This is a genomic window from Pseudoduganella sp. UC29_106 (assembly GCF_044055365.1).
Classification (GTDB): Bacteria; Pseudomonadota; Gammaproteobacteria; order Burkholderiales; family Burkholderiaceae_D; genus Rugamonas.
Map to the genome: position 1 here is coordinate 2,601,964 of NZ_CP171977.1, position 22,479 is coordinate 2,624,442.

Consider the following 22,479-nt stretch of genomic DNA (forward strand, 5'->3'; position numbering starts at 1 on the left):
GCTCAGCAATGTCCGATTTCGATACGCCACACTTCCTGCGCCGCCGCCAGATCCTGGGGAGCGCGCTGGCGCTGCCGTTGGCCGGGCTGGGTTCCGCCAGCGCTGCCAACAAGCCACTTGTCGTTGGCGGACTGCCCGTCACCTGCAACCTGACACTGCCCATTGCCTGCATGGCCAAGGGGCCTCAATTTGAGTATAGCAAATACAATGGCTGGCCGGAGATCAAGGAATCGCTGATGACCGGCCGTATCCAGGCCGCCTATATGCTGGCACCCCTGGTGATGGACCTGACGGACAAGAAGATCCCGCTGAAGATCGTGTCGCTGGGCCACCGCTCGGGCGCCGTGATCATGGTGCGCACCGATTCGCCCTACAAGCGCTTCACTGACCTGAAAGGCAAGCGCATCGCCATCCCGAGCCGCTTTGCCGTCGACTTCCTCTTCCTGCGCAAGATGCTGGCGCGCGAGAACATGTCGGCCAAGGATGTGCAGATTGTCGAGATGGCCCCGCCGGACATGCCGGCCGCCCTGTATGCAAAGGCGGTGGACGGCTACTGCACCGGCGGAGCCTTTCGGCGCTGCCGCGCAGAAGGCCGGCTACGCCCGCCCGCTGGCGATGACACGCGACGAGTGGCGCAACTATATCTGCTGCGTACTGACCGTGCGCGAAGAACTGGTGCGTGAGAACCGCCCGCTGGTGCAGGACCTGGTCAATCACATCCAGGCCGCCGGCAGCTGGCTGGACGCCACGCCCGCCAACCGCGCGCCAAGGCCGCCCAGATCGCATCCGGCCGCAAGTTCTTCAACCAGGATCCGAACATCATCAAATTCGTGATGGAAAACCCCAGCGACCGCGTGACCTATGGCGACCTGCGCATGATCCGCAGCGAATTCGATGAGCTGATGCAGCTTTCCCTGGAAGCCGGCACGCTGAAGCGGCCCGTCGCTTACGAGCAGTATGTGGACGAGAGCTTCGTCAAGGCCATCAAGCCCGTGAGTATTGCACTATGAGGAGCCGTGCCGTCTTTGCCGCCATGTTGCTGGCCGCAGCCGCCTGTGCAGGCGCCGCCGAGCGCCTGAAATCCGGCACTTTCGACCCGCCACGCGTGGCGCCCGAAATCGTGCAGAAGGCCGCCGACGGGCGAGAATTCCGCCTTTCCGCCCTGCGCGGCAAGGTGGTCGTGCTCGAATTCGGCTACACCACCTGCCAGGATGTGTGTCCCGTTTCGCTCAACCTGCTGAGCCAGGCCCGAACAAAGCTGGGCGACAAGCTGCAGGTCGTTTTCGTGACGGTCGATCCCGAACGCGACACGCCGGAAAAACTGCGCAGCTACCTCGCCCAGTTCGACAAGAGCTTCATCGGCCTCACCGGCACGCCGCAGCAGATGGCGGCCATCCGCCAAGCCTATGGCATCACGGCCACAAAAAAGATGGTCGAGGGCAGCAAGACCGATTACACGATGGGGCATTCCTCCTACCTCTACTTCATCGACCCGCAGGGCAAGCTGCGCGCGCTGATGCCTTTTGGCCGTCCTGCCGACGAGATCGTGCATGACGTGAACATCCTGGCGCAAGCCCGATGACGGCGGACCGTATGTTGCGCGCGCTGGCGCTGGCCGCTGCACTGGCCGCGGCAGGCGCCGCCGGCTGGGCCGCCTTTTCGTCGATCAGCGTCGCCAGCCGCGACCAGCTGTTTGAAATCCCGAAAGGCACCTGGGCGCGCCGCATGGCCGGCGAGAAAGCCGAGATCCTGCCCGAACGCATCGAGCTGACGCTGGGCGCGAACGACGTACTCCTGCTGCGCAACAGCGACACGGTGCCGCAGATCTTCGGCCCCGTGCTGATCATGCCCGGCCAGGACTTCCGCCTGCCATTCGAGCAGGCTGCCGAATATCCCTTTGCCTGCACGGCCCACGCCAGCGGCCAGATGCTGGTCGTGGTAAAACCCACGCCGGAAGCTGGCTGGCAGCGGCTGCGCTGGCGTTTGCAAACCTTGACTGCGCTTATCCCATGGAGAAACTGAACAGGATCTGGCCGCCGGCACTGGTGCTGGCGGCGATTATCGCCATCTGGTGGGTCACCGTGATCGTGACCGAAAGCGTGATCTTCCCCACGCCTGCCCAGGTGGTCACCGGCACGCTTGAGCTGGTGGAGGACGGCACGCTGTGGGAGCATATCGGTGCTTCGCTGCTGCGCGTCGGCACCGGCTTTGCCGTCGCGGTGGCCGTTGCGGTGCCGCTTGGCCTGTGGATGGGCAGGGTGGACAGCGCCTTCCGCACGCTGAATCCGGTATTCCAGATCCTGCGCCCGATCTCGCCCATCGCCTGGATACCCATCGCCATCCTGTGGTTCGGCATGGGCGACGCATCTCCGGTGTTCCTGATCTTCCTGGCTTCGGTATTCCCGATGATCGTGCAGACGGCGGCGGGCGTGCACACCATCGAAAAACGCTATCTGCGCGCGGCGGAGAATTTCGGCGTACCGCGCACGAAGCTGTACCGGCAAGTGATCATTCCGGCTGTGCTGCCCGAAATTATTGTCGGCATGCGCATCGGGCTGGGCGTGGCCTGGCTGGTCGTGGTGGCGGCGGAAATGATCGCGCTGCGTTCCGGCCTGGGCTACCTGATCATGGATTCGCGCAATGCCGGCAACCGCTATGACCTGGTGATTGCGGGCATGATCATCATTGGCCTGATCGGCCTCGCGCTGGATGGCCTGATGCGGCTGCTCGAAGGACTCAAACAAGTGAGGTGGCGTTATGGACGCTAAGGTTGCCGTCAACAACATCCGCAAGAAATTCAAAGAGTTGCCCGTGGTGGACGGCGTCGATTTCCAGATCGGCGACGGTGAATTCGTCGCCATCGTCGGCCCATCGGGCTGCGGCAAGTCCACGCTGATGAAGATCGTGGCGGGCTTCGAGCAGCCGGATGCGGGCGACGTGCGCATCGATGGCGAACGTGTAACCCGTCCCAGCCCGAAAGGCATCGTCATCTCCCAGCACGGCTCCGTCTTCCCCTGGCTGACGGTCCAGCAAAACCTGATGTTCGGCCTGACGGGCGACAACCACGGGGACAAGGCGGCGCTGGCCGACCACTACGCGGCCATGGTGGGACTGAAGGGCTTCGAGAACGCCTATCCGCACCAGCTTTCCGGCGGCATGCTGAAACGCGTCGAGATTGCGCGCGCGCTGGTGGTCAAGCCCGAAATCCTGTACATGGACGAGCCCTTTTCGGCGCTGGACGCGCTGATGAACCTGAAGATGCGCAATGAGCTGCTGCGCGTGCTGACCGAGGAGCGCCACACCGTGCTGCTGATTACGCACGATGTGGAAGAGGCGATCTATCTGGCGGACCGGATTCTCGTTCTGTCGCCGCGTCCGACCCGCATCCAGGCCAGTTTCCGCGTCGAACAGCCGCACCCGCGCAAGCTATCCAGTCCTGTGCTGCAGCAGCTCAAGGAAGATATTCTCGTTCAACTGGGAGTCAATAATGATGAAAGTTCTCGGCAAGGCCCCATCGATCAACGTGCGGAAGGTCTTGTGGACGCTGGCTGAAATCGGCGTTCCCTACGAACGCGAAGACTGGGGCGACGGATTCCGTCCGACCCAAACGCCGGAATTCCTGGCGCTGAATCCGAATGCGATGGTGCCCGTGCTGGTGGACGGCGGCTTCGTGCTGTGGGAGTCCAACACGATCTGCCGCTACCTGGCCGGCGTCCACTGCCGCGGCGACCTGCTGCCGGCCGAGCCGCGCGCCCGCGCCCAGGTCGAAAAATGGATGGACTGGCAGGCCACCGACCTGAACACTGCCTGGCGCTATCCCTTCATGTCCCTCGTGCGCCGCAATCCGGCTTACCAGGACCCGGCGCAGCTGGCGGCCAGCGTGGGCTCGTGGAACCGGAACATCGGCATCCTGGAGCGGCACCTGGAGCAGGGCAGCGCATTCGTGGCCGGCGAGGAGTTCACGCTGGCGGACATTGTGCTCGGCCTTTCGGCCAACCGCTGGCAGATGACCTTGAGCGAGCGTCCATTCACGCCCGCCATCGATGCGTGGATGGAACGCATGGCAGAGCGCCAAGGCTTCGCCGAGCATTGCCGCAACGGCATGCCCTAGCCGCCGCGCAGCAACTGGCGGTATTCGCTGGGCGTAACGCCCGTGGTGGCGCGGAACTGGCGCGTGAAGGCGCTGTGGTCCGCGTAGCCGCAGGCTTGGGCGATGTCGGCCACACTGGCGTCGCCGGACAGCATGCGCGAGGCTGCGTCCACGCGTGTCTTGATGATCAGCTGGCGCGGCGTGAGGTGGAAGATGCGCAGGAAGTAGCGTTCGATCTGGGCGACGGACATATTGGCCGTGCGCGCCAGCTCGGGCAAGGCCAGCGGACCGTCGAACTGCTCATGGATCATGCGCACGGCGTCCGCCACTTTTTCGTAGGCGGGATTCTTGTGGTCGGCCATCGCCAGGTCGCGCGATACGCCGCACAGGCCGACAATGCGGCCGGCAGCATCGCGCAGCGGGCGCTTTTGCGTCAGGCACCAGCCCGGCGCGCGGTTCGGGTAAAGGTGCAGTTCCAGCTGGTCTTCGATTTCCACCCCATCTTCGAGCACGGCGCGGTCCTGGGCCAGGAAGCGTGAGCCGAAGGGCTGGGCGAATACGTCGGCGGCGGTGCGGCCGAGCAGGGCGGCCTTGTCCTTCACGCCGCAGCGCTTGGCCAGCGTCTGGTTGACGACTACGTAGCGGCCCTCAGTGTCCTTGACGAAGAAAACCACGTCGGGCAGGGCGTCGAACAGCGGTTCGGTGAAGAAAACGTCGCCAATGCTGGCGCCAAGGGTGGTGCGTGCACGATCTTTCATGGCGCCATTCTGCCACGATTGTGCAGATTTCGTCATCAGCAGCGCGCAGCGGATACAAGACGGCGGGGCGGCCCGCGCCTATGATGGAGCCTATGAAAACCATCTCCATCATCGATTCCCACACCGGCGGCGAACCGACCCGCCTGGTCATCGACGGCGGGCCGGATCTCGGCGCCGGCCCCCTGAATGAGCGCGTCGAGCGCTTCCGCCGCGAGCATGACGGTTTTCGTTCCGCCGTGGTCTGCGAACCGCGCGGATCGGATGTGCTGGTCGGCGCGCTGCTGTGCGAGCCGTACGCGCCGGACTGCGTAGCGGGCGTGATCTTCTTCAATAATGTCGGCTACCTTGGCATGTGCGGGCATGGCACGATTGGCCTCGTGACTTCGCTGGCCTTCATGGGCCGCCTGTCCGCCGGCCGCCACCGCATCGATACGCCGGTGGGCGTGGTCGAAGCCGTGCTGCATGAGGATGGCAGTGTGACGGTCGAGAATGTGCCGGCCTACCGCCTCGCCGTCGGCATCGCGGTCGACGTTCCCGGCTACGGAACGGTACATGGCGACATCGCCTGGGGCGGCAACTGGTTCTTCCTGGTCTCCGACCACGGCCAGGAATTGTCCGTGTCGCGCGCCCCTGCGCTGACTGCGTACACGACAGCCCTGAAAAACGCGCTGGCGGCTGCCGGCATCACAGGCGCGAACGGCGCCGAAATTGACCATATCGAACTGTTTGCCCCTTCGCGCAGCGGAGCAGGTGACAGCCAGAACTTCGTGCTTTGCCCCGGTAACGCCTACGACCGCTCGCCTTGCGGCACGGGCACCAGCGCCAAGCTGGCCTGCCTGGCTGCGGACGGCAAGCTGGCCGAAGGTGCGCAATGGCGCCAGGAGAGCATTGTCGGCAGCGTGTTTGAAGGCTCTTTCCGCATGGATGGCGAGCGCCTGATTCCGAGCATCCGCGGCAAGGCCTGGGTCAACGCCACGGCGCAGCTGATCCTGGATGCGGACGATCCTTTCATGTGGGGTATCCGGTGACGCAAAGTGCGGACGTGCTGGTCGTCGGCGCGGGTATCGTGGGCGCGGCGGTTGCCGATGCCCTGACCGCGCACGGCCTGCAGGTACTGGTGATCGAGCAGGATACCGTCGGCAGCGGCGCCACGGCGGCGGGCATGGGACATCTGGTGGCCATGGACGATAACGCGGCCGAGCTGGCGCTGACTTCCCGCTCGCTGGAGCTGTGGCGCGATTTCGTGGCCGAGCATCCAGAGCAGCATGAATACAGCCGCTGCGGCACGATCTGGGTCGCTGCGGACGAGGAAGAGCTGGCAGCCGCACGCGCCAAGGCCGCGAAGATGTGCGCTTACGGCCTGCCGTGCTCGATGCTGGATGAACAGTTGATGGCCCAGCTGGAGCCCCGGTTGCGTCCCGGCCTGGCGGGTGGACTGCTGGTGCACGGCGATGGCCTGGTCTATCCGCCAAAGAGCGCGCGCATCCTGATGGACCGCGCCCGGTCGCGCGGCGCGCAGCTGATGGCAGGCGAGGTGCGTGCGATTGGCGACGGCAGCGTGCAGCTTTCCGACGGCACCCGGCTCAGCGCAGGCAGCGTGGTACTGGCCGCCGGCTCGCGCTGCACGGCCTTGCTGCCGGAGCTGCCCGTGGTGCCCAAGAAGGGGCATGTGATGATCACGGACCGTTATCCGGGCTTTGTGCGGCATCAGCTGGTGGAGCTGGGCTATATCAAGAGCGCCCACGCGGTCAGCGGCGATTCGGTGGCGTTCAACCTGCAGCCGCGTCCCACAGGGCAGGTGCTGATCGGGTCTTCGCGGCAGTTCGATACGACCGATCTGGCGGCCGAGCCGGCAATGATGGCGCGCATGCTGCGTCACGCCTGCTCGTTCACGCCGGCTTTGGCGGACCTGAATGTCCTGCGCTGCTGGACCGGTCTGCGTGCCGCTACGCCGGACGGTTTGCCCCTGATCGGCCCCCATGCCGCGCGCCGCGGCCTGTGGCTCGCCACGGGACATGAAGGCCTGGGCATCACGACTTCGCTCGCCACGGCCGAGCTGCTGGCGGCGCAAATGCTCGGATTAGAGCAGTCCGTTCCCCACGAGCCTTTCCTCCCCACACGATTCACTCCGCTGGAGCGCGCCCGTGCCTGACGCCATCACTGTCACCATCAACGGCGCGCCTCTCGCCGTGGAGCCCGCCACCACCGTTGCCGCCGCCATCGCCCTCGCCACGGCCGCCGCCGCGTCCACGACCACGACAGGGACGGGCGCTACCCGCCGCTCGGTTGGCGGCGCGCTGCGGGCGCCCTTGTGCGGGATGGGCGTGTGCCAGGAATGCCGCGTGACTGTCAATCGCCGCGCACATGTCTTGGCCTGCCGGACGATTTGCCGTGACGGCATGCAGATCGAGACCGCCAAATGAAGCAACTGTACGACATCATCATCGTCGGCGCCGGCCCTGCCGGACTGGCGGCCGCGCACGCAGCGGCGCCAAGCGGCTCGAGCATCTGCATCATCGACGACAATCCGCTCGCCGGCGGCCAGATCTGGCGCGGTGGGCCGGCTGGTCAGCGCGACGGCCGTGCACGCGAGATGTGGCAGGCAATCACCGTGGCCAGCAACGTGCGGATCATGCCATCCACGCGCGTGCTGTACTCCCCCGCACCTGGCGAGTTGCTGGTGCAGGACGACGAGACGGCGCACGTGCTGCGCTACCAGCACCTGATCCTTGCAACCGGCGCGCGCGAGCTGCTGCTGCCATTCCCTGGATGGACCTTGCCCGGCGTGACCGGCGCGGGCGGCCTGCAGGCGCTCGCCAAGGGCGGCTATCCGGTCGAGGGCAAGCGCGTTGTCGTTGCCGGCAGCGGCCCGCTGCTGCTGGCCGTCGCCGACACGCTGAAGTCGCGTGGCGCGCGGGTCGTCGCCATCGTCGAGCAGGCGCCGCTCTCTGCGCTCGCCCGTTTCGCGTTCGGGCTGTTCGCCACGCCTTCCAAGCTTGCACAGGCGCTGCAACTGGGGCGACGCTTGCGCGCTGTGTCATATCGCCATGGCGCCTTTATCCGCGCCGCGCATGGCGATGGACGCCTGCAGCGGATCGAGCTGCATGACGGCGAGCAGATAGAGTGTGATTTTCTCGCATGCGGTTATGGCCTGCTGCCCAATACGGAGCTGGCCCGCTCGCTCGGCTGCGCTGTCACGACGTCGGGGGCGCCGCAACAGGCCGCCGTGCAGGTGGACGAATGGCAGCGCACCAGCGTCACATCGATCTACTGTGCCGGCGAAGGCACCGGCATCGGCGGCGTCGACCTCGCCCTCGCCGAAGGCCGTATCGCCGGCCTCCACGCCTGCGGCCAGGCCCCCGCGACTGGTTCATCGCCCAGCCGCCCCGCGTCCGTCGCCGCCAGCGCCGCCGAACGTGCACGCTGGAAGCGCTTTGCGGCGAGGCTGGCCAGGGCATTCGAACTAAGACAGGACGTGAAACAGCTGTGCGAGCCGGACACTATCGTGTGCCGCTGCGAAGACGTCGCGCACGGCGAGCTGAAAGAGCACACAAGCTGGCGCGCAGCCAAGCTGCACACGCGCTGCGGTATGGGCCCGTGCCAGGGCCGCATCTGCGGCGCCGCTACCGCGCAGCTGTACGGCTGGCAGCCCGACACCGTGCGTACACCCATTTCGCCGGCGCGTGCCGGCAGCATCATCGCAACCGAAGAGGAGACTTCAATATGACAGCAACAAAATCGGCCGGCGTATTCCCGGCCGTAACGACTAAATTTACCGCCGACGAGGAACTCGACCACCCGGCAATGGAGCAGCACTTCACGCTCATGCTGGACAGCGGCGTGCACGGCATCGTCACCGGCGGCTCGCTGGGCGAAGCCAGCACGCTGACCGTGGAGGAGCGGCTGGACGTGGCGAAGACCGCGATCAAGGTTGCCAAGGGCCGTGTGCCGGTGCTGGCCAACGTCAGCGATACGCGCACCAGGACCGCCGAGCGCTTCGTGCAGGAGGCGCGCGAGCTGGGCGTGGACGGCTTCATGGTCATGCCGTCCGTGCTCTATGCCGCGGACGCCCGCGAAGCGAAGGACAACCTGCGCACCATCGCAAAGGCCGCCCAACTGCCGATCATGGTGTACAACAACCCCGTCAGCTACAAGGTTGACCTGACCCCGGCCGACTTCCAGGAGCTGGCGGACTGCGAAGAACTGGTGGCGATCAAGGAATCGACCGACAACGTGCGCCGCATCACCGACCTGCGCAACGCCGTGGGCAACCGCTACCAGCTGTTCATGGGCGTGGACGACCTGTCCTTTGAAGGCCTGGCGGTGGGCGCGGGACGGCCTGCTGGCCGGCCTGGTGGTCGCCTTCCCGAAGGAGACTGTGGCCCTCTACAAGCTGATGAAGGCAAAGCGCTACGACGAAGCGCTGAAGCTCTACCAGTGGTTCATGCCCCTGCTGCATCTCGACGTATCGACCAAGCTGGTGCAGAATCTGAAACTGGTTGAAACGCTGGCCGGCGTAGGGAACGAGAACGTGCGCCGTCCGCGCCAGCCGTTGCGCGGCGCCGAGCGCGAAGCCGTGACCACGATCGTCCAGCAGGCGCTGGCGACCCGTCCGGACGTGAGCGGCCTGCTGTAAAAGGACTACTCCACGATGAGGAAGCATGCCGATCAACTACGTCCGGCGCCTGACGGGGCGCCAGCGCGCCGCGCAGTCTAACCGCCACCTCGGCGTCGCCCTGGCCTTCGTGGCCGGGGCGGCAAATGCGGGCGGCTTCCTCGCCGTCAAGCAATACACCTCTCATATGACGGGCATCGTGTCCGCTGCGGCGGACAATCTCGCCCTGGGCGCCATCGAAGCGGCCGCCGATTGTGCCGGCGCGCTGCTTTCCTTCCTTGCGGGCGCCGCCTGTACGGCCTTGCTGGTCAACTTCGCGCGGCGCCGCCAGCTGCACAGCGAATTTGCGCTGCCCCTGATGCTGGAAGCCTTGCTGCTGCTGGCGTTTGGCGTCATGGGGGCGCGCCTGCAGGCGATCGACGTGCTGGTGCTGCCTGCTGCCGTCATGCTGCTGTGTTTCATGATGGGATTGCAGAACGCCGTGATCACCAAGCTGTCCCGCGCTGAAATCCGCACAACCCATGTGACGGGCATCGTGACGGACCTGGGAATCGAGGCGGGCAAGGCCCTCTATTGGAATCGCGACCCGCAAGCCGTGCCGCGGGTGGCGGCAGACTGGGGTCGCGTTGCAGTGCTGTCTTCGCTGGTGGGCGCCTTCTTTGTCGGCGGCGTGGCCGGCGCCCTGAGCTTCAGCCGTTTCGGCTTCGCTGCCACGCTGCCGCTGGCGGCCATCCTGGTGGGGATGGCCATTGTCCCGATCATCGACGATTTGCGGGACAGGGCCAGGGCCAGGGCTGGAGCTTAGGCGCGGGCCAGGCGCGGGGCGCTGCGGCGTGCGTCCAGGCTCAGGGAACCGGCACCGAAGGCGGCAACTTGCAGCAGACCACCGGCCAGGGCGAAGTTCTTCATCAGGTGGATCAGCTGGTTCTGGTCGCCGATCGCGCCGTGGAAGACCACGCCGGTGATCACCGAGAACACCGCCAGCACGATGGCGGCGCTGCGGGTGTACAGGCCGGCTGCCAGCAACAGGCCGCCAACCACCTCAATACCGATCGCGCCGACCAGGGCTATCAGGGGGAAGGGCAGGCCCATGGCGGCGATATAGCCCATGGTGCCGGCGGGCGCCGCGATCTTGCCGATACCGCTGAAAACGAAGATGAAGGCCAGCAGCAGGCGGCCGATCAGGGGCAGGGCGGTGGTGTTGGTGGTGTTATTGGTGTTCATGGCAAACTCCTTGTCTTGGATGATTAGGCTTCGTGTGAAGCCGATGAGTGAATCTTAGATCCCGCCGTCCTATTGCGGTAGCCTATATATTTCGATGAGAAGTATCGGAAAAACAGATGAATGAGAAAGTACTGATCATTACCGGCGGCGGCCGCGGCATCGGCGCCGCCACCGCCCTTCGTGCGGCGCACGACGGCTGGGCTGTCGCGGTCAATTACCAGCGCGACGCAGCGGCGGCAGAGCAGGTGGCCAAAGCGATCCGCGCCACGGGCGGGCAGGCCTTGGCCGTGAAGGCCGATATCGCCTATCCGGACCAGATTGAATTGCTGTTCGACACAGTGGAGCGCGAACTGGGCCTGCCTTATGGTCTCGTCAATAACGCCGGCATCACGGGCGGACTGGGCAAATTCATGGATACCGACCCATCCACGCTGGAAAAGCTGTTTGATGTGAATGTGCTGGCGGTGATGCAATGCTCGCGCCGGGCCGTGGAAGCATTCCGGCGCGGCGGGCGTGGCGGCGTGATCGTGAATGTGTCGTCGACCGCCGCCACTTCTGGCAGCCCGAACGATTACGTAGGCTATGCGGCCAGCAAGGCCGCCGTGGACACGTTCACGCTCGGCCTGGGCAAGGAACTGGCGGGCGAAAGCATCCGCGTGTGCGGGGTGGCGCCCGGCTTCACCAACACGACCATTCACGCGGCGGGCGGCCAGCCGGACCGGCTGCAAAAGAAGTTGCCGCGATGCCGATGAAACGCGCCGCCGAGCCGGAGGAAATTGCCGAGGCCATAGTATGGCTGCTGTCGCCGGCTGCATCGTACATGACGGCAACAACCATTCGCTGCGCCGGCGGCGCTTGACTCATCAAGGAAAAAGGCTTGCTCCGACCTGGATTCGGGACATTCTCCTACGCAGCGTTTCTCCCTACCGTGGGACAATTTTTGCTCGCCCTAGCGGCATTCCCCACGGAATAGAAAGGAGAAACCATGAGGACCAGACACGCAATCGTTGTCGCGGCACTGCTGGCCAGCACCGCTGTATATGCCCAATCGACCGCAACCCAGGGCAGCAATACTGACCAGCAACAGAGCGCCACGCAAACGAAGAAAAAGCCCAAGCAGCATAAGGCACACACCCACAAGCACAAGGCCGATACCTCCGGCAGCAGCATGAGCGGATCCAGCGGCAGCAGCAAGGGTTCCGGCACCGCCGCCACCAGGCAGGGCGCCGTGGACTGCAACCAGGCCGGCCGTGCCGGCATGCCGGGCTGCCCGAACGACGACTTCCGGGCCGTCATTGAGGACATGCGCAATTCGGACATCAACAGTTCCGGCAACAGCACGACCGGCGCCACGGGCAGCAGCAACTACCCCAGCAATGTGCCCAGCAACACGCCGGACATGCCGCCCAGCAGCATGAACCCGAACGACACGGTGCCTAACGCCACCATGCCATCCAACCAGCTGCCGCCGGGCAGCACCACATCCGGCACCAGCACCAGCGGCAACACGGGTAGCTCGACCGCTGCGCCGCCGCCACCGATCGTCGATCCGGCCGTACCGGACGCCTATCGCAACCGGACCAATCCTGCCGTAGGCGAACCTGCCAATCCGGCCGGCCGTATCCAGGATGACCGCGGCAACACGACGCCGCCGCCGCCGCGCCAGCAGTATTAAGGCGTTTACCAGCCCAGCGACAGCAGCCGCTGGGCCATGCGCGGCCAGCACAGGGTGCGAATTTCGTCGCGCGAGGCCCAGCGGAAGCCGTCCGCTTCGGGCGTTGGCTTGCCCGTGATGTGATGCGGGAAGAAGCTGGTGCACTTCAGCTCATCCAGGCTGCACATCTTATCGGCCACTTCCACCTTGAACAGGTGGAGGCGCTTATCCGGCCGGTAGTCGAAGTCGCCGATCTCCTCGAACAGCGCCTCGTCGAAACACAATCCCGTCTCTTCGAACAGTTCCCGGCGCGCGGCCTGCAAAGGATGCTCGCCAGGGTCCTGCAAGCCTTTCGGAATATCCCAGCTGGCCGTCCCGGTCACGTGGCACAGCAGCAGTTCTCTGTTTGCATTGATAACGAGAGTGCCGCAGGAAAGCTGGCGCGCCACGGGAAGTCCTTTCAAAAAAATCAAACTTGATATTTGCAAAATAGCTAGTAACAGTACTCTACGGAAATTTCTCGACAGTTACAAATCACTGTTATAAAGTGTGAGAATTCATCGGCACCCCGCACCCGTGCCACTGCCTTCCTGCGGCTCCGATCTCCGGAAATAGTCCGCTTAATCAAAGAGTTAGAGAAAACATGCACATGCGTGCATGCGCATGCGCATGCGCGTCCGTGATTCTGCCGATACCACATCATGCCAAAGCTGCACCATTCCTTGTCGCCCATTTGCCACATACTCAGCCTCGCCGGCGTGCTGATTGCCGTTTCCTTCTCTGCACGCGCAGAGGAGAGCGACACTTCCGCTTGGCGTTTTGGCGGATTCGGCACGGCGTCCCTGGTGCATTCCACGGAAAAAAATGCGGACTTCTCGTCCACGCCTCTCAATCCGGGCCGCGCGGGCAGTTCGCGCAACTGGAGCGCGGATGTGGACAGCCGCCTTGGCGCCCAGCTCACTTATAACAAGGACCGTTGGTCGGCCGTGCTGCAGGTGGTGGCAGAGCATAACCTGAAGAACTCCTACTCGCCAGTGGTCGAGTGGGCCAATGTGAAATACCAGGCCACGCCGGACCTGAGCCTGCGCGTGGGCCGCATCGCCTTGCCCCTGTTCCTGAATGCGGACTACCGCAAGGCGGCGTACGCATTGCCCTGGGTGCGCACGCCGGTGGAGCTGTATTCCGCTCTGCCCGTGACCAATAGCGACGGCATCGACGCCACATACCGCTGGAGCGCCTTTGGCCTGCGCAATGAAACCCAGGTGCTGACCGGCCGCACCCGGGCCGATCTGGGCGACCACCTGCAGGCCCGCGCCACCAGCATGGCGGGCTTCTCCCACACCAGCCGCAATGGCGACCTGAGCGTGCGCGCCACCGCCATCAAGGGCAGGTTGCGCATGCAGATTTCGCCGGAACTGATCGGCGCCTTGCGTCAGTTCGGGCCGGCCGGCACAGACCTGGCGGACCGCTACGAGACCAATGGCAAGCGCGCCACGGTGGTCGGCCTGGGCGTCAACTATGACCCGGGCGCCTGGTTCTCATGGCGGAAATCGCGCGCATCAATGCGCGTTCGATGCTGGGCGATAAGACCGCCGGCTACGTGAGCGGCGGCTACCGCTTCGGTGAGCTCACGCCTTATACGGTATTCAGCAAATCCGTCAGCAACTCGCCCACTGCGGTGCATGTGCTGCCGCCATTTGCCGCGCCGGTGGAGCAGGGCCTGAATCAGATCCTGAGTCATACGGCCGTGCAGGACACGCTTTCGGCCGGCCTGCGCTGGGACTTCATGCCTTCCGCCGCGCTGAAGCTGCAGTACGACGCAGTGAAGCCCAAGGGCGGCACCAGCGGCACACTGTCCAATGTGCAGCCGGGCTTCCGCTCGGGTCACAGCTTCGGCGTCACCAGCATTGCCGTGGACTTCGTTTTCTGAGGGCGCCGCGATGCTGAAACATACTTTAATTTCCCTGCTGCTGGGCGCCAGCCTTTCGATGTCGGCATGCCTGGCAGCGGCCGCCGAACTGGTGGTCATCGTGTCGGCCCGCAGCCCCGTCATGACGCTGCGTGCCGAACAGGTGGCCGATATCTTCCTGTCCGAAGTGGCCACTTTCCCGGACGGCCGCGAAGCCTGCGCCATCGACCTGCGCGTGGGCTCGCCCCTGCGCGACGAGTTTTACGCCAAAGTGGCCAAGCGCAGTCCCGCACTGATGAAAGCCTACTGGACCAAGATGATTTTCACGGGCCGCGGCCAGCCGCCGCGCGAATTGCCTAACAGCGTGGAAGTGCGCAGGCTGGTGGCCGAGAACCCCGGCATGATCGGCTATATCGAACGCGGCGCGCTGGACTCCAGCGTACGCACCGTGCTGGTGGTGCACTGATGGCGGGCCGCGACAGCAAGCGCGCGCGACGGCTGCGCATGCTGCTGGACACGCACGTGTCCCTGCCCCTGTTCACGCTTGTACTGCTGACGGCCATCTGGGTCGCCACCTTCCACAGCATAGAGAATGAGCGGGTAGCGGCTCGCACCCTGGCGGCCGCGGAGGTACGCGATCTGATCGAAACCTATGAAGCCCAGGTGGCGCGCAGCCTGAATGGCATCGAGCAGACGCTGAAAGTGCTGAAGTATGCGGTCGAGCAGAAAGGCGCACTGGGCGCCTTGCCGGAGCTGGGTGCGCACGGACTGCTGCCGTCCGGCCTGGTCTTTGTCGTCAGCATTGTCGACGCGCAGGGCAATACGGTGGCCAGCAACCCGCGCAAACTCGCGATATCCGTGGCTGACCAAAGCTATTTCGAGGTTCATCGGAATGACCGCACCACCACGACCTACGTCGCCCAGACCATGCGCGACAAGGCCAACAGGGACTTCCATGTGCACTTCACGCGCCGGCTGCAGGACGCGCAGGGCAATTTTGCCGGCATCGTCATCGTGGAAGTGGACCCGGCTTATTTCACCAGTGCCTACGAGCGTGCGCGCCAGGGCGACAAGGGCATGATCGGCCTCGCGGGGCCGGACGGCGTGGTGCGCAGCATGCGCATCGGCGACAAGGTGTCCTGGGGCCAGCCGGTGGACCATCGCCTGCTGGTGGGCGGCAGTGAACCGCAGCCCAGCCCCTGGGATGGCGTCAGCCGCTACACGGCCCTGCGTCCGCTGCGCGGCTACAACTTGAGCGTGTTTGCCGGGCTCGATGAAGAAGAACAGATGGCCGGTTTCCGCAAGCAGCGCGACGAGCATTACCGCGAAGCGGCGCTGGCCAGCGGCCTGCTGCTGATCGTTGCCGCAATGGGGTGGGTCTGGTCGTGGCAGGGCGCCAAGGCGCGCCGCCGTATCCGCCGCGCGCAGGAAACGTATGCCGCTGCCTCCGAAGCAAATATGGACGCCTTCTTCGTGCTGCGCGCGATCCGCGACCGTGACGGTACGATTATCGATTTCAAATTCTCCAACGTGAATCCACGCGCCCAGCAGCTGACCGGCCGCAGCAAGCAGCAGATGATGAGCCAGACCTTCTGCACCTGGCTGCCCGCCGCGCGCCACAACGGCATGTTCGAGCGCCTGGTGCGCATCACCAATGAGGGCGGTGTGCACCAGGAGGAAGCGCCGAATTCCATGCCCCAGTTCCACGCCGATTGGCTGGCCTGGCAGGTGGTGGGTGTGGAAGGCGGCGTGGTGGCGATCGTGCGCGATATCAGTGAGCGCATGCGCAACGAGGCGCGCATCGTCCACATGGCGCATCACGACACGCTGACCAGCCTGCCGAACCGCAGCCTGATCGCCGACCGCCTGCAGCAGGCCGTGCTGGATGCCGAGCGCACCGGCCAGTCCGTGCTGGTAGCCTTCATCGACCTGGACAGCTTCAAGCTGGTCAACGATACGCTGGGCCACAATGCAGGCGACGAGCTGCTGAAGGTGGTCGCGGGCCGCATGGTGGATTGCGTGCGCCGCAACGACACCGTGGGCCGCTTCGGCGGCGATGAATTCGTGCTGGTGCTGCCGCATGTGGACGACAACGCGTCCGCCCTGGTGCCGTTGCTGGACAAGATCCTGGCCGCCGTGGTGGAACCCATCGTGCTGGAAGGGCAGAAAATGCAGGTGAGCTGCAGCATCGGCGTATCCCTGTACCCGCGCGACGGCCGCGATGCCGACACATTGATGATGCATGCGGACATGGCCATGTACCGCGCCAAGGAAAATGGCAAGAACAACTGCCAGTTCTACACGCACGAGATGAATGTATGCCTGGACGAAAAGATGGCGTTGATGGACGGGCTGCGCAAGGCGCTGTCCGAAAACCAGCTGCGCCTGGTCTACCAGCCCAAGGTGGAACTGGACACCGGCCGCATCTTCGGCGTGGAAGCGCTGCTGCGCTGGCAGCATCCGGAACGGGGCGCCATCAGCCCGGACCAGTTCATTCCGCTGGCCGAGGAATGCGGCATGATCCTGCCGATCGGCGAGTGGGTGCTGCGTGAAGCCTGCCTGCAGGCGCGCGCCTGGCAGGATGCGGGGCTGGAACCGATCAGCATCTCCGTCAATGTGTCGCCGCGCCAGTTCGATGACTGCCGGCTGGTACCCCGCGTGGCCGATGCGCTGCGCGACAGCGGCCTGTCACCGGAGTGGCTGGAGCTGGAAGTCACGGAGAGCATGGTGATGCGCGATGTGGCGCAGTCGGTGGCCAAGATGCGCGAGCTGGAAGCGATGGGTATTGCCCTGTCGATCGACGATTTCGGCACCGGCTATTCCAGCCTGGCGGCGCTGAAATCCTTCCCGATCAGCCGCCTGAAGATCGACAAGTCCTTTGTGCGTGACCTCGCCAGCAGCGAGGATGACCAGGCGATTGCGCGCGCGATCATTTCGCTGTCCCACCAGCTGCACATGCGCGTGATTGCGGAAGGCGTGGAGACCGAACAGCAGCGCAGCTTCCTGCAGCAGAACGGCTGCGACGAGGTGCAGGGCTACCTGTATGGCAAACCGGTGGCGCCGCAGGAGATTGCCGCCCAGCTAACGCAAGCTATAATGCTTGAATGAGCGAATATTCCAACGACATCTACACCGAACCGTCCCCACTGGACGTCAATACCCTGAACAATCTCGGCCCGCTGCGCGCTATGGCGGGCATCTGGGAAGGGAAGCGCGGCCTGGACATCAAGCCCAAGGCCGACGGTCCGCGCAAGCAGGCTTACGTGGAACGCATCGAACTGCAGCCCATCGATCCTGTCACCAACGGCCCGCAGCTGTTCTATGGCCTGCGTTATGTGCTGATCGTGAACAAGCCGGACAACATCAAGACATATCATGAGCAGGTCGGCTACTGGCTGTGGGAACCAGCGACCAATACCGTGATCCAGACGCTGGCCATCCCGCGCGGCCAGATCGCGATGGCGTCCGGTACCGCGGCTCCTGATGCCAGGTCCTTCGAACTGGTGGCGCGCCGCGAGACCGATACCTACGGCATCTGCTCCAATCCTTTCCTGGAATTCGGCTTCAAGACCACCGAGTACCGCATCAAGGTCACCATCAACGACGATGGCACCTGGGGTTACGAGGAAGACACCGTCATGCTCCTGCGCGGCAAGGAGAACGAGCCTTTCCACCACACCGACCGCAACCTCCTGGTCAAAGTCGCCGAGCCGACGCCGAATCCTTTGGCGCGGTGATACGGCGCGTCTGATCACGGCGGATCATTGATCCGCCGTGCCTGCGTCTACGCGGCCTCCAACCGTGCATACGCCGGATACAACTCGCTCTCCTCCCGCCGCGTGCGCAGAAACAGCGCCTTGAACACCGCATTGGCCTCGGCCCTGAACCCCTCCGGATCGGCTGCCACGCGGTTCGCCAGATTCCAGCGCTGCGCGAATTCGGTATATGCGCCGGCCAGGTCCCCCATCTCCTCCTGATAAAACCGCCCCAGCGCCGCCAGCTCGCTGCGTCCCGACTTTGCGAACGCCGGATACACCACCCGATCCTCCACCGCCAGATGCAGCTTGATCGTGGCGCTCATCCTCATCAGCAGCTGCGTGATCGCGCCCGCATTGCGTTCGATGCCGGTGGCGATCAGCTTGCGCAGCTCGTGGATGCCGTCCATGATGTCTTTGTGATCATGTTCAAATCTTTGCAGCTTCATTCTGTTCTTTCAGTTTAGGTAATTGCCACAGGCACCAGATGACGGCGATGGCGATGGAGCCGATCACCAGTCCGACGCCGGTGGTTTGTTGATCGTTCAGGGCGTAGGCGTTGCAGAGGCGCTGCGGCATGTCCTGGTACTGTATGCCCGCCACCGCCATCATCCAGCTCAGGTTCCCCAGGAAAAAGAGCTGCACCACCGCGTTGGCCCTTTGCAGCGCTGAAGGGAGCACGGCGCCCGTCAGCGCGATAGACGCGAACTTTGCCGCTTCCGCCAGCGGCAGCGTGAGGCTTTCCTCCAGCGCGCGCGGGATCATCCAGTACGCGCTGGCCAGCATCAGCCAGGTCAGGCTGGTGAAGCCATGCGCATCGATCCGCGCCAGTGCTGCCGCCGCGCGCGATTCCCGCAGCGTGCAGCCCAGCAGCGCGCCGCCAATCGCGATCAGCGGCAATTGCAGCAGCATATGCAGCGCCATCGACGCCTCCAGCCAGCCGCGCAGCAGCCACGCCGCGGCCAGCAGCGCGCCTCCCGCGACCGGGCTCATTGGCGGCCTCCGGCGGTGGCTTGCGCCAGGGCGAGCGCCGCATCCAGTGCGGCGGCGGGCTGCTCGTAGTCGACGATGCGCACCAGCCGTCCGTCGCGGTCGATCAGGTGAAAGGCCGCATTGTGTTCATACTCGCCGAGCGGCGCCGGAATCACGACCACGCCCGCGCTGGCCAGCAGCGAAGTACGCCGCGCGTCATCCGGCACCGCGGCCATGGCCCACACCTGCGGGTCCGCGCGCATGCGCTGGCGCATAATGCGCCAGCTCGGACGCCGTATCGCGCGGATCGAAGCTGATGCTGAGCAGCCGCACGCGATCCTGCAAGCCGCGCGCTAGGATCGCGGACTGCAATTGCTGGAACTCGCTGCCCACCGCCGAGCAGACGGCGTTGCAGCGCGCGTAGAAAAAGGTCGCGAGCGTCACGCGTGCCGCGTCGCGCGCAGCCGGCAAGGGCAGGGTGCGCGGCTGCTCCGCAATCGTCAGCCGCCTCCCATCTTCGGTCGAGACAACGCGGAAGCCCATCGTGGCATGCCACATGGCGGCCGCCCCGAGTGCCGCGACGCTGGCGAGCGCCGCGGCAGTCAGGAAGGTCGCGGGCTTATTTGAGCTTGACGAGATCATCATCTCCCGCCCACGGATCCTTGCGATCCCTGGTCGCCTCGCGTTCCGCCTTCACTACATCCGGTGCAATCTTCGGCGCGGCATTGCCGAAGTTCGAGCGGATGTGCGACAGCACGGCCGCAATTTCCGCGTCGTTCAGCTTATCCTTGAAGGCCGGCATCTGGCCGTTATAGGAGCCGCCCTTAACCGTCAGCTTGCCCGTAATCCCGTGCAGCAGGATGGCTGCGGCCACTTTGTCCGATCCCATCACCCATTCGGAGCCCGCCAGCGGCGGGAACACACCCGGCAGGCCGGCGCCCGTCGCCTGGTGGCAGGCCACGCACTGCGCCGAGTAGATCTGGGCGCCATCGACAGCGCCGCCAGGCGATCCGGCCGGCTTGGCCTGCAGGGTAGACAGCGTGCGCGAGTCGCCCAGCGCTGGATCGTCCTTCGGGTTCTGCATCAGGATATAGGTGATGCCCCAGCCAAAGAGCAGGCCGACCAGGGACAGCACCAGCCAGGGAATAGGCCGGTCTACCTCGGTCGGATCCGGATTCTCGCGCTCCTGGGCGCCAACGCTGCCATGTTCCATCTGGTCCCCCCTTCATTTCTTCACCTCCGGCGCAGGCAATACGGGATAGCTGTGATCCAGTCCTTGCAGATAGGCGACCAGGTCCATCACCTCCGGCTTGGCGACAACGATCTTGCCCGCCGGCGCATAACCCGGCGGCAGGTTGACCACGCGGTCGCCCGCTTCTTCCTTGTCCTTGATGTCGAACAGGAAGGGATAGGACGGCATGATAGACCCGTGCACATAGGCGCGCGGCTGGTACAGGTGTCCCAGGTGCCAGTCCGCACTGGGCTGGCGCACGCCGATGTTGAACAGGTCCGGGCCCGTGCGCATGGTGCCCAGCAGGTGCGGCTTGTCGTAGTAATAGTCGGCCGCGACGGAAGCCCGGCCCCAGCCGCGCTTGTCGTCCGGCGCCTGGGCCCGGTCGCGCGGCTGCTGCGAGTGGCAGTAGATGCAGCCATTCTCGATGTAGACCTGGCGTCCGCGCAGTTGCGCCGCCGTGTAGGGCTTCAACTGTGCCGGCGCTTCCACCGATTTCAGCTGGATGTGGGGTACGACCACCAGGGCCGACGTGGCCAGCGCGAGCGTCACCATCGCGCCGCCAAGCAGTTTGAGTTCGTCTTGCATTATCGGGCTCCTGCCAGGTTGCTATCGCTGACGCTGGACGGTTTCTCGCCGGTGTTCAGCAGGGCGGCGCCCACGCGGCCCGGACCCTGGCGCAGCGCCATGGCAAAGAAATGGACGGCAAACAGCAGTTGGCCCAGCGTCATCACGGCGCCGCCGACGGAGCGCGACTGCAGGTAAGGAATGGTGACGGTCACGGAATCCATGAAGGGACGCGCCGCATCGAGCATGGCCAGGCCTTGCAGCCAGCCGCCAATGGACAGGCCCACGAAGTAGATCGAGAAGCCTAGCACCACCAGCCAGAAGTGCGCGGCGATCAGTCTCGGATAAGGCCATTCCCAGGCCATCACGCGCGGCATCACGAAGTAGATGGCGCCGAACATGACCATGGTGAAGAAGCCGTACAGCCCGAGGTGGGCGTGGGCCACGGTGAAGTGGGTAAAGTGCGCCACCGTGTTCACGCTGTGCAGCGCCTCTACCGAACCCTGGATCGAGCTGAGGGTGTACATCATGCCGCCCAGGACGATGAAGCGCAGTGTGGGGGAATAAATCAGCTTGGAGAAATAGCCGCGCATCGTCATGTGCTGGTTGACGGAGAAGGAAATCACGGGCACCAGCATCATCACGCTCTGCACCACGGACAGCGTGATCAGCCAGCCGGGCACCGGACCGCCGATCAGGTGGTGGCCGCCGACCTGGCCGTAGAAGAAGGCCAGCGTCCAGAAGCCCAGCAGCGACAGGTTATAGGACTGCACGGGGCGGCCGATAATCTTCGGCAGGAAGTAATAGACCGAGGCCAGCGCCATCGGCGTATAAAAGAGGCCCAGCACGTTATGGCCGAACCACCAGTTCATTGCCGCCTGCTGCACACCGAAATGCACCGCCGGCAGGTTACCGACCAGGAAGAGGATGGGGAACCAGAACAGGGCCGCGCCCATATACCAGATCGATACGTAGAGATGATGCACCTTGCGGTTCTGCAGCGTGTACACCAGCGGCAGGCCGACCATGGCGCCGCCCACCACCAGCAGGATGTCCACCTGCCACGGGATTTCCAGCCACTCCATGCCGTCGGACAGGCCGACCGCAATGCAGCCCAGGCCTGCGATCAGCCCCGCGTTCCAGATCATGGCGCCGAGGATGGCCCAGCGTCCGCCCACCAGGGGCGTCTTGAGCAGGCGTGGCAGCATCCAGTTGGCCACACCCAGCGCAGCCATGGGCGCCCAGCCGTACGCAACGGCGTTCAGGTGGATGGTGCGGATGCGGCCAAAGGTCAGCCAGGCGTACTGGCTCAGCCAGTCGGGCTCATGCAGCTTGATCGAACTTGTGAGGCCGGCCAGCGAGGCCACGATCAGCCAGACCACGGCACAGGACAGGAAGACGAAAGTCACGAAGGCGCTGGAAGTGTCGGCCTCCACACGCTCTGCAAGGTCCTTGTGCAATGCGGCTTCCTGCTCGGCCGTGAGCACGGGCTTGGTTTCGCCGGGCACGGCCTTGTCCATGGCCGCGCGCTTGTCCGGACTGAGCGCCGGTTCTTCGCCGCGCCCGATCTCGCCGGGCGAAAAGATCACGTTCGCCGCCGCCGAGGTGGCGTCGAACAGTCGCTTGCGCAGCGACCAGATGAAAATCAGCAAGCCTGTCACCGACAGGATGAAAGAAGAGAGGAGCAGGGTTACGGTATCCACG

General features: G+C 64.8%; 29 protein-coding genes and 2 pseudogenes. 21 read left to right on the plus strand and 10 right to left on the minus strand.

The window, feature by feature from the left end; all coding sequences use genetic code 11:
• The first annotated feature begins 8 nt into the window (after positions 1-8).
• From ACHMW6_RS13430 to ACHMW6_RS13465, 8 genes are read left to right on the plus strand one after another with little or no spacing between them, the layout of a single operon-like run.
• A complete protein-coding gene (locus tag ACHMW6_RS13430) occupies positions 9-683 on the plus strand; it encodes an ABC transporter substrate-binding protein (protein ID WP_395407594.1) in 675 nt (224 codons plus the stop codon).
• The gene (locus ACHMW6_RS13435) at positions 610-834 is read left to right on the plus strand and encodes an ABC transporter substrate-binding protein (protein WP_395408604.1); all 225 of its coding nucleotides are present in this window, start codon (positions 610-612) and stop codon (positions 832-834) included. Before ACHMW6_RS13430 ends, ACHMW6_RS13435 begins: the two co-directional genes overlap by 74 nt.
• Complete coding sequence (locus ACHMW6_RS13440) at positions 834-1,010, plus strand: hypothetical protein (RefSeq protein ID WP_395407595.1); 177 nt, start codon at positions 834-836, stop codon at positions 1,008-1,010. Before ACHMW6_RS13435 ends, ACHMW6_RS13440 begins: the two co-directional genes overlap by 1 nt.
• The gene (locus ACHMW6_RS13445; RefSeq protein ID WP_395407596.1) at positions 1,007-1,582 is read left to right on the plus strand and encodes an SCO family protein; all 576 of its coding nucleotides are present in this window, start codon (positions 1,007-1,009) and stop codon (positions 1,580-1,582) included. Before ACHMW6_RS13440 ends, ACHMW6_RS13445 begins: the two co-directional genes overlap by 4 nt.
• Entirely contained in the window at positions 1,579-2,022 is a 444-nt protein-coding gene (locus tag ACHMW6_RS13450; RefSeq protein ID WP_395407597.1) for a hypothetical protein, read from the plus strand. Before ACHMW6_RS13445 ends, ACHMW6_RS13450 begins: the two co-directional genes overlap by 4 nt.
• Positions 2,010-2,768: an ABC transporter permease gene (locus ACHMW6_RS13455; RefSeq protein WP_395407598.1), complete on the plus strand. Its 759-nt coding sequence runs from the start codon at positions 2,010-2,012 to the stop codon at positions 2,766-2,768. The genes ACHMW6_RS13450 and ACHMW6_RS13455 overlap by 13 nt, the downstream gene beginning before the upstream one ends.
• Positions 2,758-3,552 (plus strand): ABC transporter ATP-binding protein, encoded by a 795-nt coding sequence (locus tag ACHMW6_RS13460; RefSeq protein WP_395407599.1) that lies wholly within the window; start codon positions 2,758-2,760, stop codon positions 3,550-3,552. Before ACHMW6_RS13455 ends, ACHMW6_RS13460 begins: the two co-directional genes overlap by 11 nt.
• Positions 3,488-4,111, plus strand: coding sequence for a glutathione S-transferase family protein (locus ACHMW6_RS13465; protein ID WP_395407601.1), 624 nt, complete (start codon positions 3,488-3,490; stop codon positions 4,109-4,111). Before ACHMW6_RS13460 ends, ACHMW6_RS13465 begins: the two co-directional genes overlap by 65 nt.
• Here the strand turns inward: ACHMW6_RS13465 and ACHMW6_RS13470 are convergent.
• Positions 4,108-4,848 carry a helix-turn-helix domain-containing protein gene (locus ACHMW6_RS13470; protein ID WP_395407603.1) on the minus strand — a complete coding sequence of 247 codons (741 nt, stop codon included), beginning with the start codon at positions 4,846-4,848 and terminating at the stop codon, positions 4,108-4,110. The genes ACHMW6_RS13465 and ACHMW6_RS13470 overlap by 4 nt on opposite strands.
• Positions 4,849-4,931: 83 nt before the next feature.
• On the opposite strand from ACHMW6_RS13470, the gene ACHMW6_RS13475 reads away from it, so the two are divergent.
• From ACHMW6_RS13475 to ACHMW6_RS13500, 6 genes and pseudogenes are all read left to right on the plus strand, one after another.
• Positions 4,932-5,876, plus strand: coding sequence for a 4-hydroxyproline epimerase (locus ACHMW6_RS13475; protein WP_395408605.1), 945 nt, complete (start codon positions 4,932-4,934; stop codon positions 5,874-5,876).
• Positions 5,873-7,000 (plus strand): NAD(P)/FAD-dependent oxidoreductase, encoded by a 1,128-nt coding sequence (locus ACHMW6_RS13480; RefSeq protein ID WP_395407604.1) that lies wholly within the window; start codon positions 5,873-5,875, stop codon positions 6,998-7,000. The genes ACHMW6_RS13475 and ACHMW6_RS13480 overlap by 4 nt, the downstream gene beginning before the upstream one ends.
• A complete protein-coding gene (locus ACHMW6_RS13485; protein WP_395407605.1) occupies positions 6,993-7,271 on the plus strand; it encodes a 2Fe-2S iron-sulfur cluster-binding protein in 279 nt (92 codons plus the stop codon). The genes ACHMW6_RS13480 and ACHMW6_RS13485 overlap by 8 nt, the downstream gene beginning before the upstream one ends.
• Positions 7,268-8,575: an FAD-dependent oxidoreductase gene (locus ACHMW6_RS13490; RefSeq protein ID WP_395407606.1), complete on the plus strand. Its 1,308-nt coding sequence runs from the start codon at positions 7,268-7,270 to the stop codon at positions 8,573-8,575. Before ACHMW6_RS13485 ends, ACHMW6_RS13490 begins: the two co-directional genes overlap by 4 nt.
• A pseudogene (locus tag ACHMW6_RS13495) lies at positions 8,572-9,484 on the plus strand (dihydrodipicolinate synthase family protein). The gene ACHMW6_RS13490 and the pseudogene ACHMW6_RS13495 overlap by 4 nt, the downstream one beginning before the upstream one ends.
• Positions 9,485-9,509: 25 nt before the next feature.
• Positions 9,510-10,268, plus strand: coding sequence for a YoaK family protein (locus tag ACHMW6_RS13500; RefSeq protein WP_395407607.1), 759 nt, complete (start codon positions 9,510-9,512; stop codon positions 10,266-10,268).
• Here the strand turns inward: ACHMW6_RS13500 and ACHMW6_RS13505 are convergent.
• A complete protein-coding gene (locus ACHMW6_RS13505; protein WP_395407608.1) occupies positions 10,265-10,687 on the minus strand; it encodes a DoxX family protein in 423 nt (140 codons plus the stop codon). The two genes, ACHMW6_RS13500 and ACHMW6_RS13505, sit on opposite strands and share 4 nt — an antisense overlap.
• A 116-nt stretch (positions 10,688-10,803) precedes the next feature.
• On the opposite strand from ACHMW6_RS13505, the pseudogene ACHMW6_RS13510 reads away from it, so the two are divergent.
• Positions 10,804-11,546 (plus strand): annotated as a pseudogene (locus ACHMW6_RS13510) (SDR family oxidoreductase).
• A 126-nt stretch (positions 11,547-11,672) separates the two neighbouring features.
• Complete coding sequence (locus tag ACHMW6_RS13515; RefSeq protein WP_395407610.1) at positions 11,673-12,362, plus strand: hypothetical protein; 690 nt, start codon at positions 11,673-11,675, stop codon at positions 12,360-12,362.
• Positions 12,363-12,367: 5 nt separating this feature from the next.
• On the opposite strand, the gene ACHMW6_RS13520 is transcribed toward ACHMW6_RS13515, so the two are convergent.
• Positions 12,368-12,790: an NUDIX hydrolase gene (locus ACHMW6_RS13520; RefSeq protein ID WP_395407612.1), complete on the minus strand. Its 423-nt coding sequence runs from the start codon at positions 12,788-12,790 to the stop codon at positions 12,368-12,370.
• Positions 12,791-13,042: 252 nt separating this feature from the next.
• Between ACHMW6_RS13520 and ACHMW6_RS13525 the strand changes: the two genes are divergently transcribed.
• The 5 genes from ACHMW6_RS13525 to ACHMW6_RS13545 are packed head-to-tail and all read left to right on the plus strand — an operon-like array spanning position 13,043 to position 17,987.
• Positions 13,043-13,945: a hypothetical protein gene (locus ACHMW6_RS13525; RefSeq protein WP_395407613.1), complete on the plus strand. Its 903-nt coding sequence runs from the start codon at positions 13,043-13,045 to the stop codon at positions 13,943-13,945.
• Positions 13,915-14,271 carry a hypothetical protein gene (locus ACHMW6_RS13530; RefSeq protein ID WP_395407614.1) on the plus strand — a complete coding sequence of 119 codons (357 nt, stop codon included), beginning with the start codon at positions 13,915-13,917 and terminating at the stop codon, positions 14,269-14,271. The genes ACHMW6_RS13525 and ACHMW6_RS13530 overlap by 31 nt, the downstream gene beginning before the upstream one ends.
• A 10-nt stretch (positions 14,272-14,281) precedes the next feature.
• Positions 14,282-14,716: a phosphate ABC transporter substrate-binding protein gene (locus tag ACHMW6_RS13535; protein ID WP_395407615.1), complete on the plus strand. Its 435-nt coding sequence runs from the start codon at positions 14,282-14,284 to the stop codon at positions 14,714-14,716.
• The gene (locus tag ACHMW6_RS13540) at positions 14,716-17,358 is read left to right on the plus strand and encodes an EAL domain-containing protein (protein ID WP_395407617.1); all 2,643 of its coding nucleotides are present in this window, start codon (positions 14,716-14,718) and stop codon (positions 17,356-17,358) included. Before ACHMW6_RS13535 ends, ACHMW6_RS13540 begins: the two co-directional genes overlap by 1 nt.
• Positions 17,355-17,987 (plus strand): FABP family protein, encoded by a 633-nt coding sequence (locus ACHMW6_RS13545; protein WP_395407619.1) that lies wholly within the window; start codon positions 17,355-17,357, stop codon positions 17,985-17,987. The genes ACHMW6_RS13540 and ACHMW6_RS13545 overlap by 4 nt, the downstream gene beginning before the upstream one ends.
• Before the next feature lie 47 nt (positions 17,988-18,034).
• Here the strand turns inward: ACHMW6_RS13545 and ACHMW6_RS13550 are convergent, their stop codons facing one another.
• The 7 genes from ACHMW6_RS13550 to ACHMW6_RS13580 form a co-directional block, all read right to left on the minus strand.
• Positions 18,035-18,454: a hemerythrin domain-containing protein gene (locus tag ACHMW6_RS13550; RefSeq protein ID WP_395407620.1), complete on the minus strand. Its 420-nt coding sequence runs from the start codon at positions 18,452-18,454 to the stop codon at positions 18,035-18,037.
• Positions 18,435-18,998 (minus strand): hypothetical protein, encoded by a 564-nt coding sequence (locus tag ACHMW6_RS13555; protein WP_395407621.1) that lies wholly within the window; start codon positions 18,996-18,998, stop codon positions 18,435-18,437. The genes ACHMW6_RS13550 and ACHMW6_RS13555 overlap by 20 nt, the downstream gene beginning before the upstream one ends.
• On the minus strand, positions 18,995-19,222 hold the full coding sequence (locus ACHMW6_RS13560; protein ID WP_395407622.1) for a hypothetical protein: 228 nt from the start codon (positions 19,220-19,222) through the stop codon (positions 18,995-18,997). Before ACHMW6_RS13560 ends, ACHMW6_RS13555 begins: the two co-directional genes overlap by 4 nt.
• Complete coding sequence (locus ACHMW6_RS13565) at positions 19,194-19,535, minus strand: SCO family protein (RefSeq protein WP_395407623.1); 342 nt, start codon at positions 19,533-19,535, stop codon at positions 19,194-19,196. Before ACHMW6_RS13565 ends, ACHMW6_RS13560 begins: the two co-directional genes overlap by 29 nt.
• Before the next feature lie 61 nt (positions 19,536-19,596).
• Positions 19,597-20,190, minus strand: coding sequence for a c-type cytochrome (locus tag ACHMW6_RS13570; RefSeq protein ID WP_395407624.1), 594 nt, complete (start codon positions 20,188-20,190; stop codon positions 19,597-19,599).
• 12 nt (positions 20,191-20,202) lie between these two features.
• Entirely contained in the window at positions 20,203-20,796 is a 594-nt protein-coding gene (locus ACHMW6_RS13575) for a cbb3-type cytochrome c oxidase subunit II (RefSeq protein WP_395407625.1), read from the minus strand.
• Entirely contained in the window at positions 20,796-22,478 is a 1,683-nt protein-coding gene (locus ACHMW6_RS13580) for a cbb3-type cytochrome c oxidase subunit I (protein ID WP_395407626.1), read from the minus strand. The genes ACHMW6_RS13575 and ACHMW6_RS13580 overlap by 1 nt, the downstream gene beginning before the upstream one ends.
• Position 22,479: the final 1 nt, after the last annotated feature.

Excerpts from the sequence above, each read along its gene's own strand:
- ACHMW6_RS13430 (WP_395407594.1), top strand. The coding sequence starts at position 9 with ATGTCCGATTTCGATACGCCACACTTCCTGCGCCGCCGCCAGATCCTG.
- ACHMW6_RS13440 (WP_395407595.1), top strand. The coding sequence starts at position 834 with ATGGAAAACCCCAGCGACCGCGTGACCTATGGCGACCTGCGCATGATC.
- ACHMW6_RS13445 (WP_395407596.1), top strand. The coding sequence starts at position 1,007 with ATGAGGAGCCGTGCCGTCTTTGCCGCCATGTTGCTGGCCGCAGCCGCC.
- ACHMW6_RS13450 (WP_395407597.1), top strand. The coding sequence starts at position 1,579 with ATGACGGCGGACCGTATGTTGCGCGCGCTGGCGCTGGCCGCTGCACTG.
- ACHMW6_RS13455 (WP_395407598.1), top strand. The coding sequence starts at position 2,010 with ATGGAGAAACTGAACAGGATCTGGCCGCCGGCACTGGTGCTGGCGGCG.
- ACHMW6_RS13460 (WP_395407599.1), top strand. The coding sequence starts at position 2,758 with ATGGACGCTAAGGTTGCCGTCAACAACATCCGCAAGAAATTCAAAGAG.
- ACHMW6_RS13465 (WP_395407601.1), top strand. The coding sequence starts at position 3,488 with ATGATGAAAGTTCTCGGCAAGGCCCCATCGATCAACGTGCGGAAGGTC.
- ACHMW6_RS13470 (WP_395407603.1), bottom strand. The coding sequence starts at position 4,848 with ATGAAAGATCGTGCACGCACCACCCTTGGCGCCAGCATTGGCGACGTT.
- ACHMW6_RS13475 (WP_395408605.1), top strand. The coding sequence starts at position 4,932 with ATGGAGCCTATGAAAACCATCTCCATCATCGATTCCCACACCGGCGGC.
- ACHMW6_RS13490 (WP_395407606.1), top strand. The coding sequence starts at position 7,268 with ATGAAGCAACTGTACGACATCATCATCGTCGGCGCCGGCCCTGCCGGA.
- ACHMW6_RS13500 (WP_395407607.1), top strand. The coding sequence starts at position 9,510 with ATGCCGATCAACTACGTCCGGCGCCTGACGGGGCGCCAGCGCGCCGCG.
- ACHMW6_RS13505 (WP_395407608.1), bottom strand. The coding sequence starts at position 10,687 with ATGAACACCAATAACACCACCAACACCACCGCCCTGCCCCTGATCGGC.
- ACHMW6_RS13515 (WP_395407610.1), top strand. The coding sequence starts at position 11,673 with ATGAGGACCAGACACGCAATCGTTGTCGCGGCACTGCTGGCCAGCACC.
- ACHMW6_RS13525 (WP_395407613.1), top strand. The coding sequence starts at position 13,043 with ATGCCAAAGCTGCACCATTCCTTGTCGCCCATTTGCCACATACTCAGC.
- ACHMW6_RS13530 (WP_395407614.1), top strand. The coding sequence starts at position 13,915 with ATGCTGGGCGATAAGACCGCCGGCTACGTGAGCGGCGGCTACCGCTTC.
- ACHMW6_RS13535 (WP_395407615.1), top strand. The coding sequence starts at position 14,282 with ATGCTGAAACATACTTTAATTTCCCTGCTGCTGGGCGCCAGCCTTTCG.
- ACHMW6_RS13540 (WP_395407617.1), top strand. The coding sequence starts at position 14,716 with ATGGCGGGCCGCGACAGCAAGCGCGCGCGACGGCTGCGCATGCTGCTG.
- ACHMW6_RS13545 (WP_395407619.1), top strand. The coding sequence starts at position 17,355 with ATGAGCGAATATTCCAACGACATCTACACCGAACCGTCCCCACTGGAC.
- ACHMW6_RS13550 (WP_395407620.1), bottom strand. The coding sequence starts at position 18,454 with ATGAAGCTGCAAAGATTTGAACATGATCACAAAGACATCATGGACGGC.
- ACHMW6_RS13555 (WP_395407621.1), bottom strand. The coding sequence starts at position 18,998 with ATGAGCCCGGTCGCGGGAGGCGCGCTGCTGGCCGCGGCGTGGCTGCTG.
- ACHMW6_RS13565 (WP_395407623.1), bottom strand. The coding sequence starts at position 19,535 with ATGTGGCATGCCACGATGGGCTTCCGCGTTGTCTCGACCGAAGATGGG.
- ACHMW6_RS13570 (WP_395407624.1), bottom strand. The coding sequence starts at position 20,190 with ATGGAACATGGCAGCGTTGGCGCCCAGGAGCGCGAGAATCCGGATCCG.
- ACHMW6_RS13575 (WP_395407625.1), bottom strand. The coding sequence starts at position 20,796 with ATGCAAGACGAACTCAAACTGCTTGGCGGCGCGATGGTGACGCTCGCG.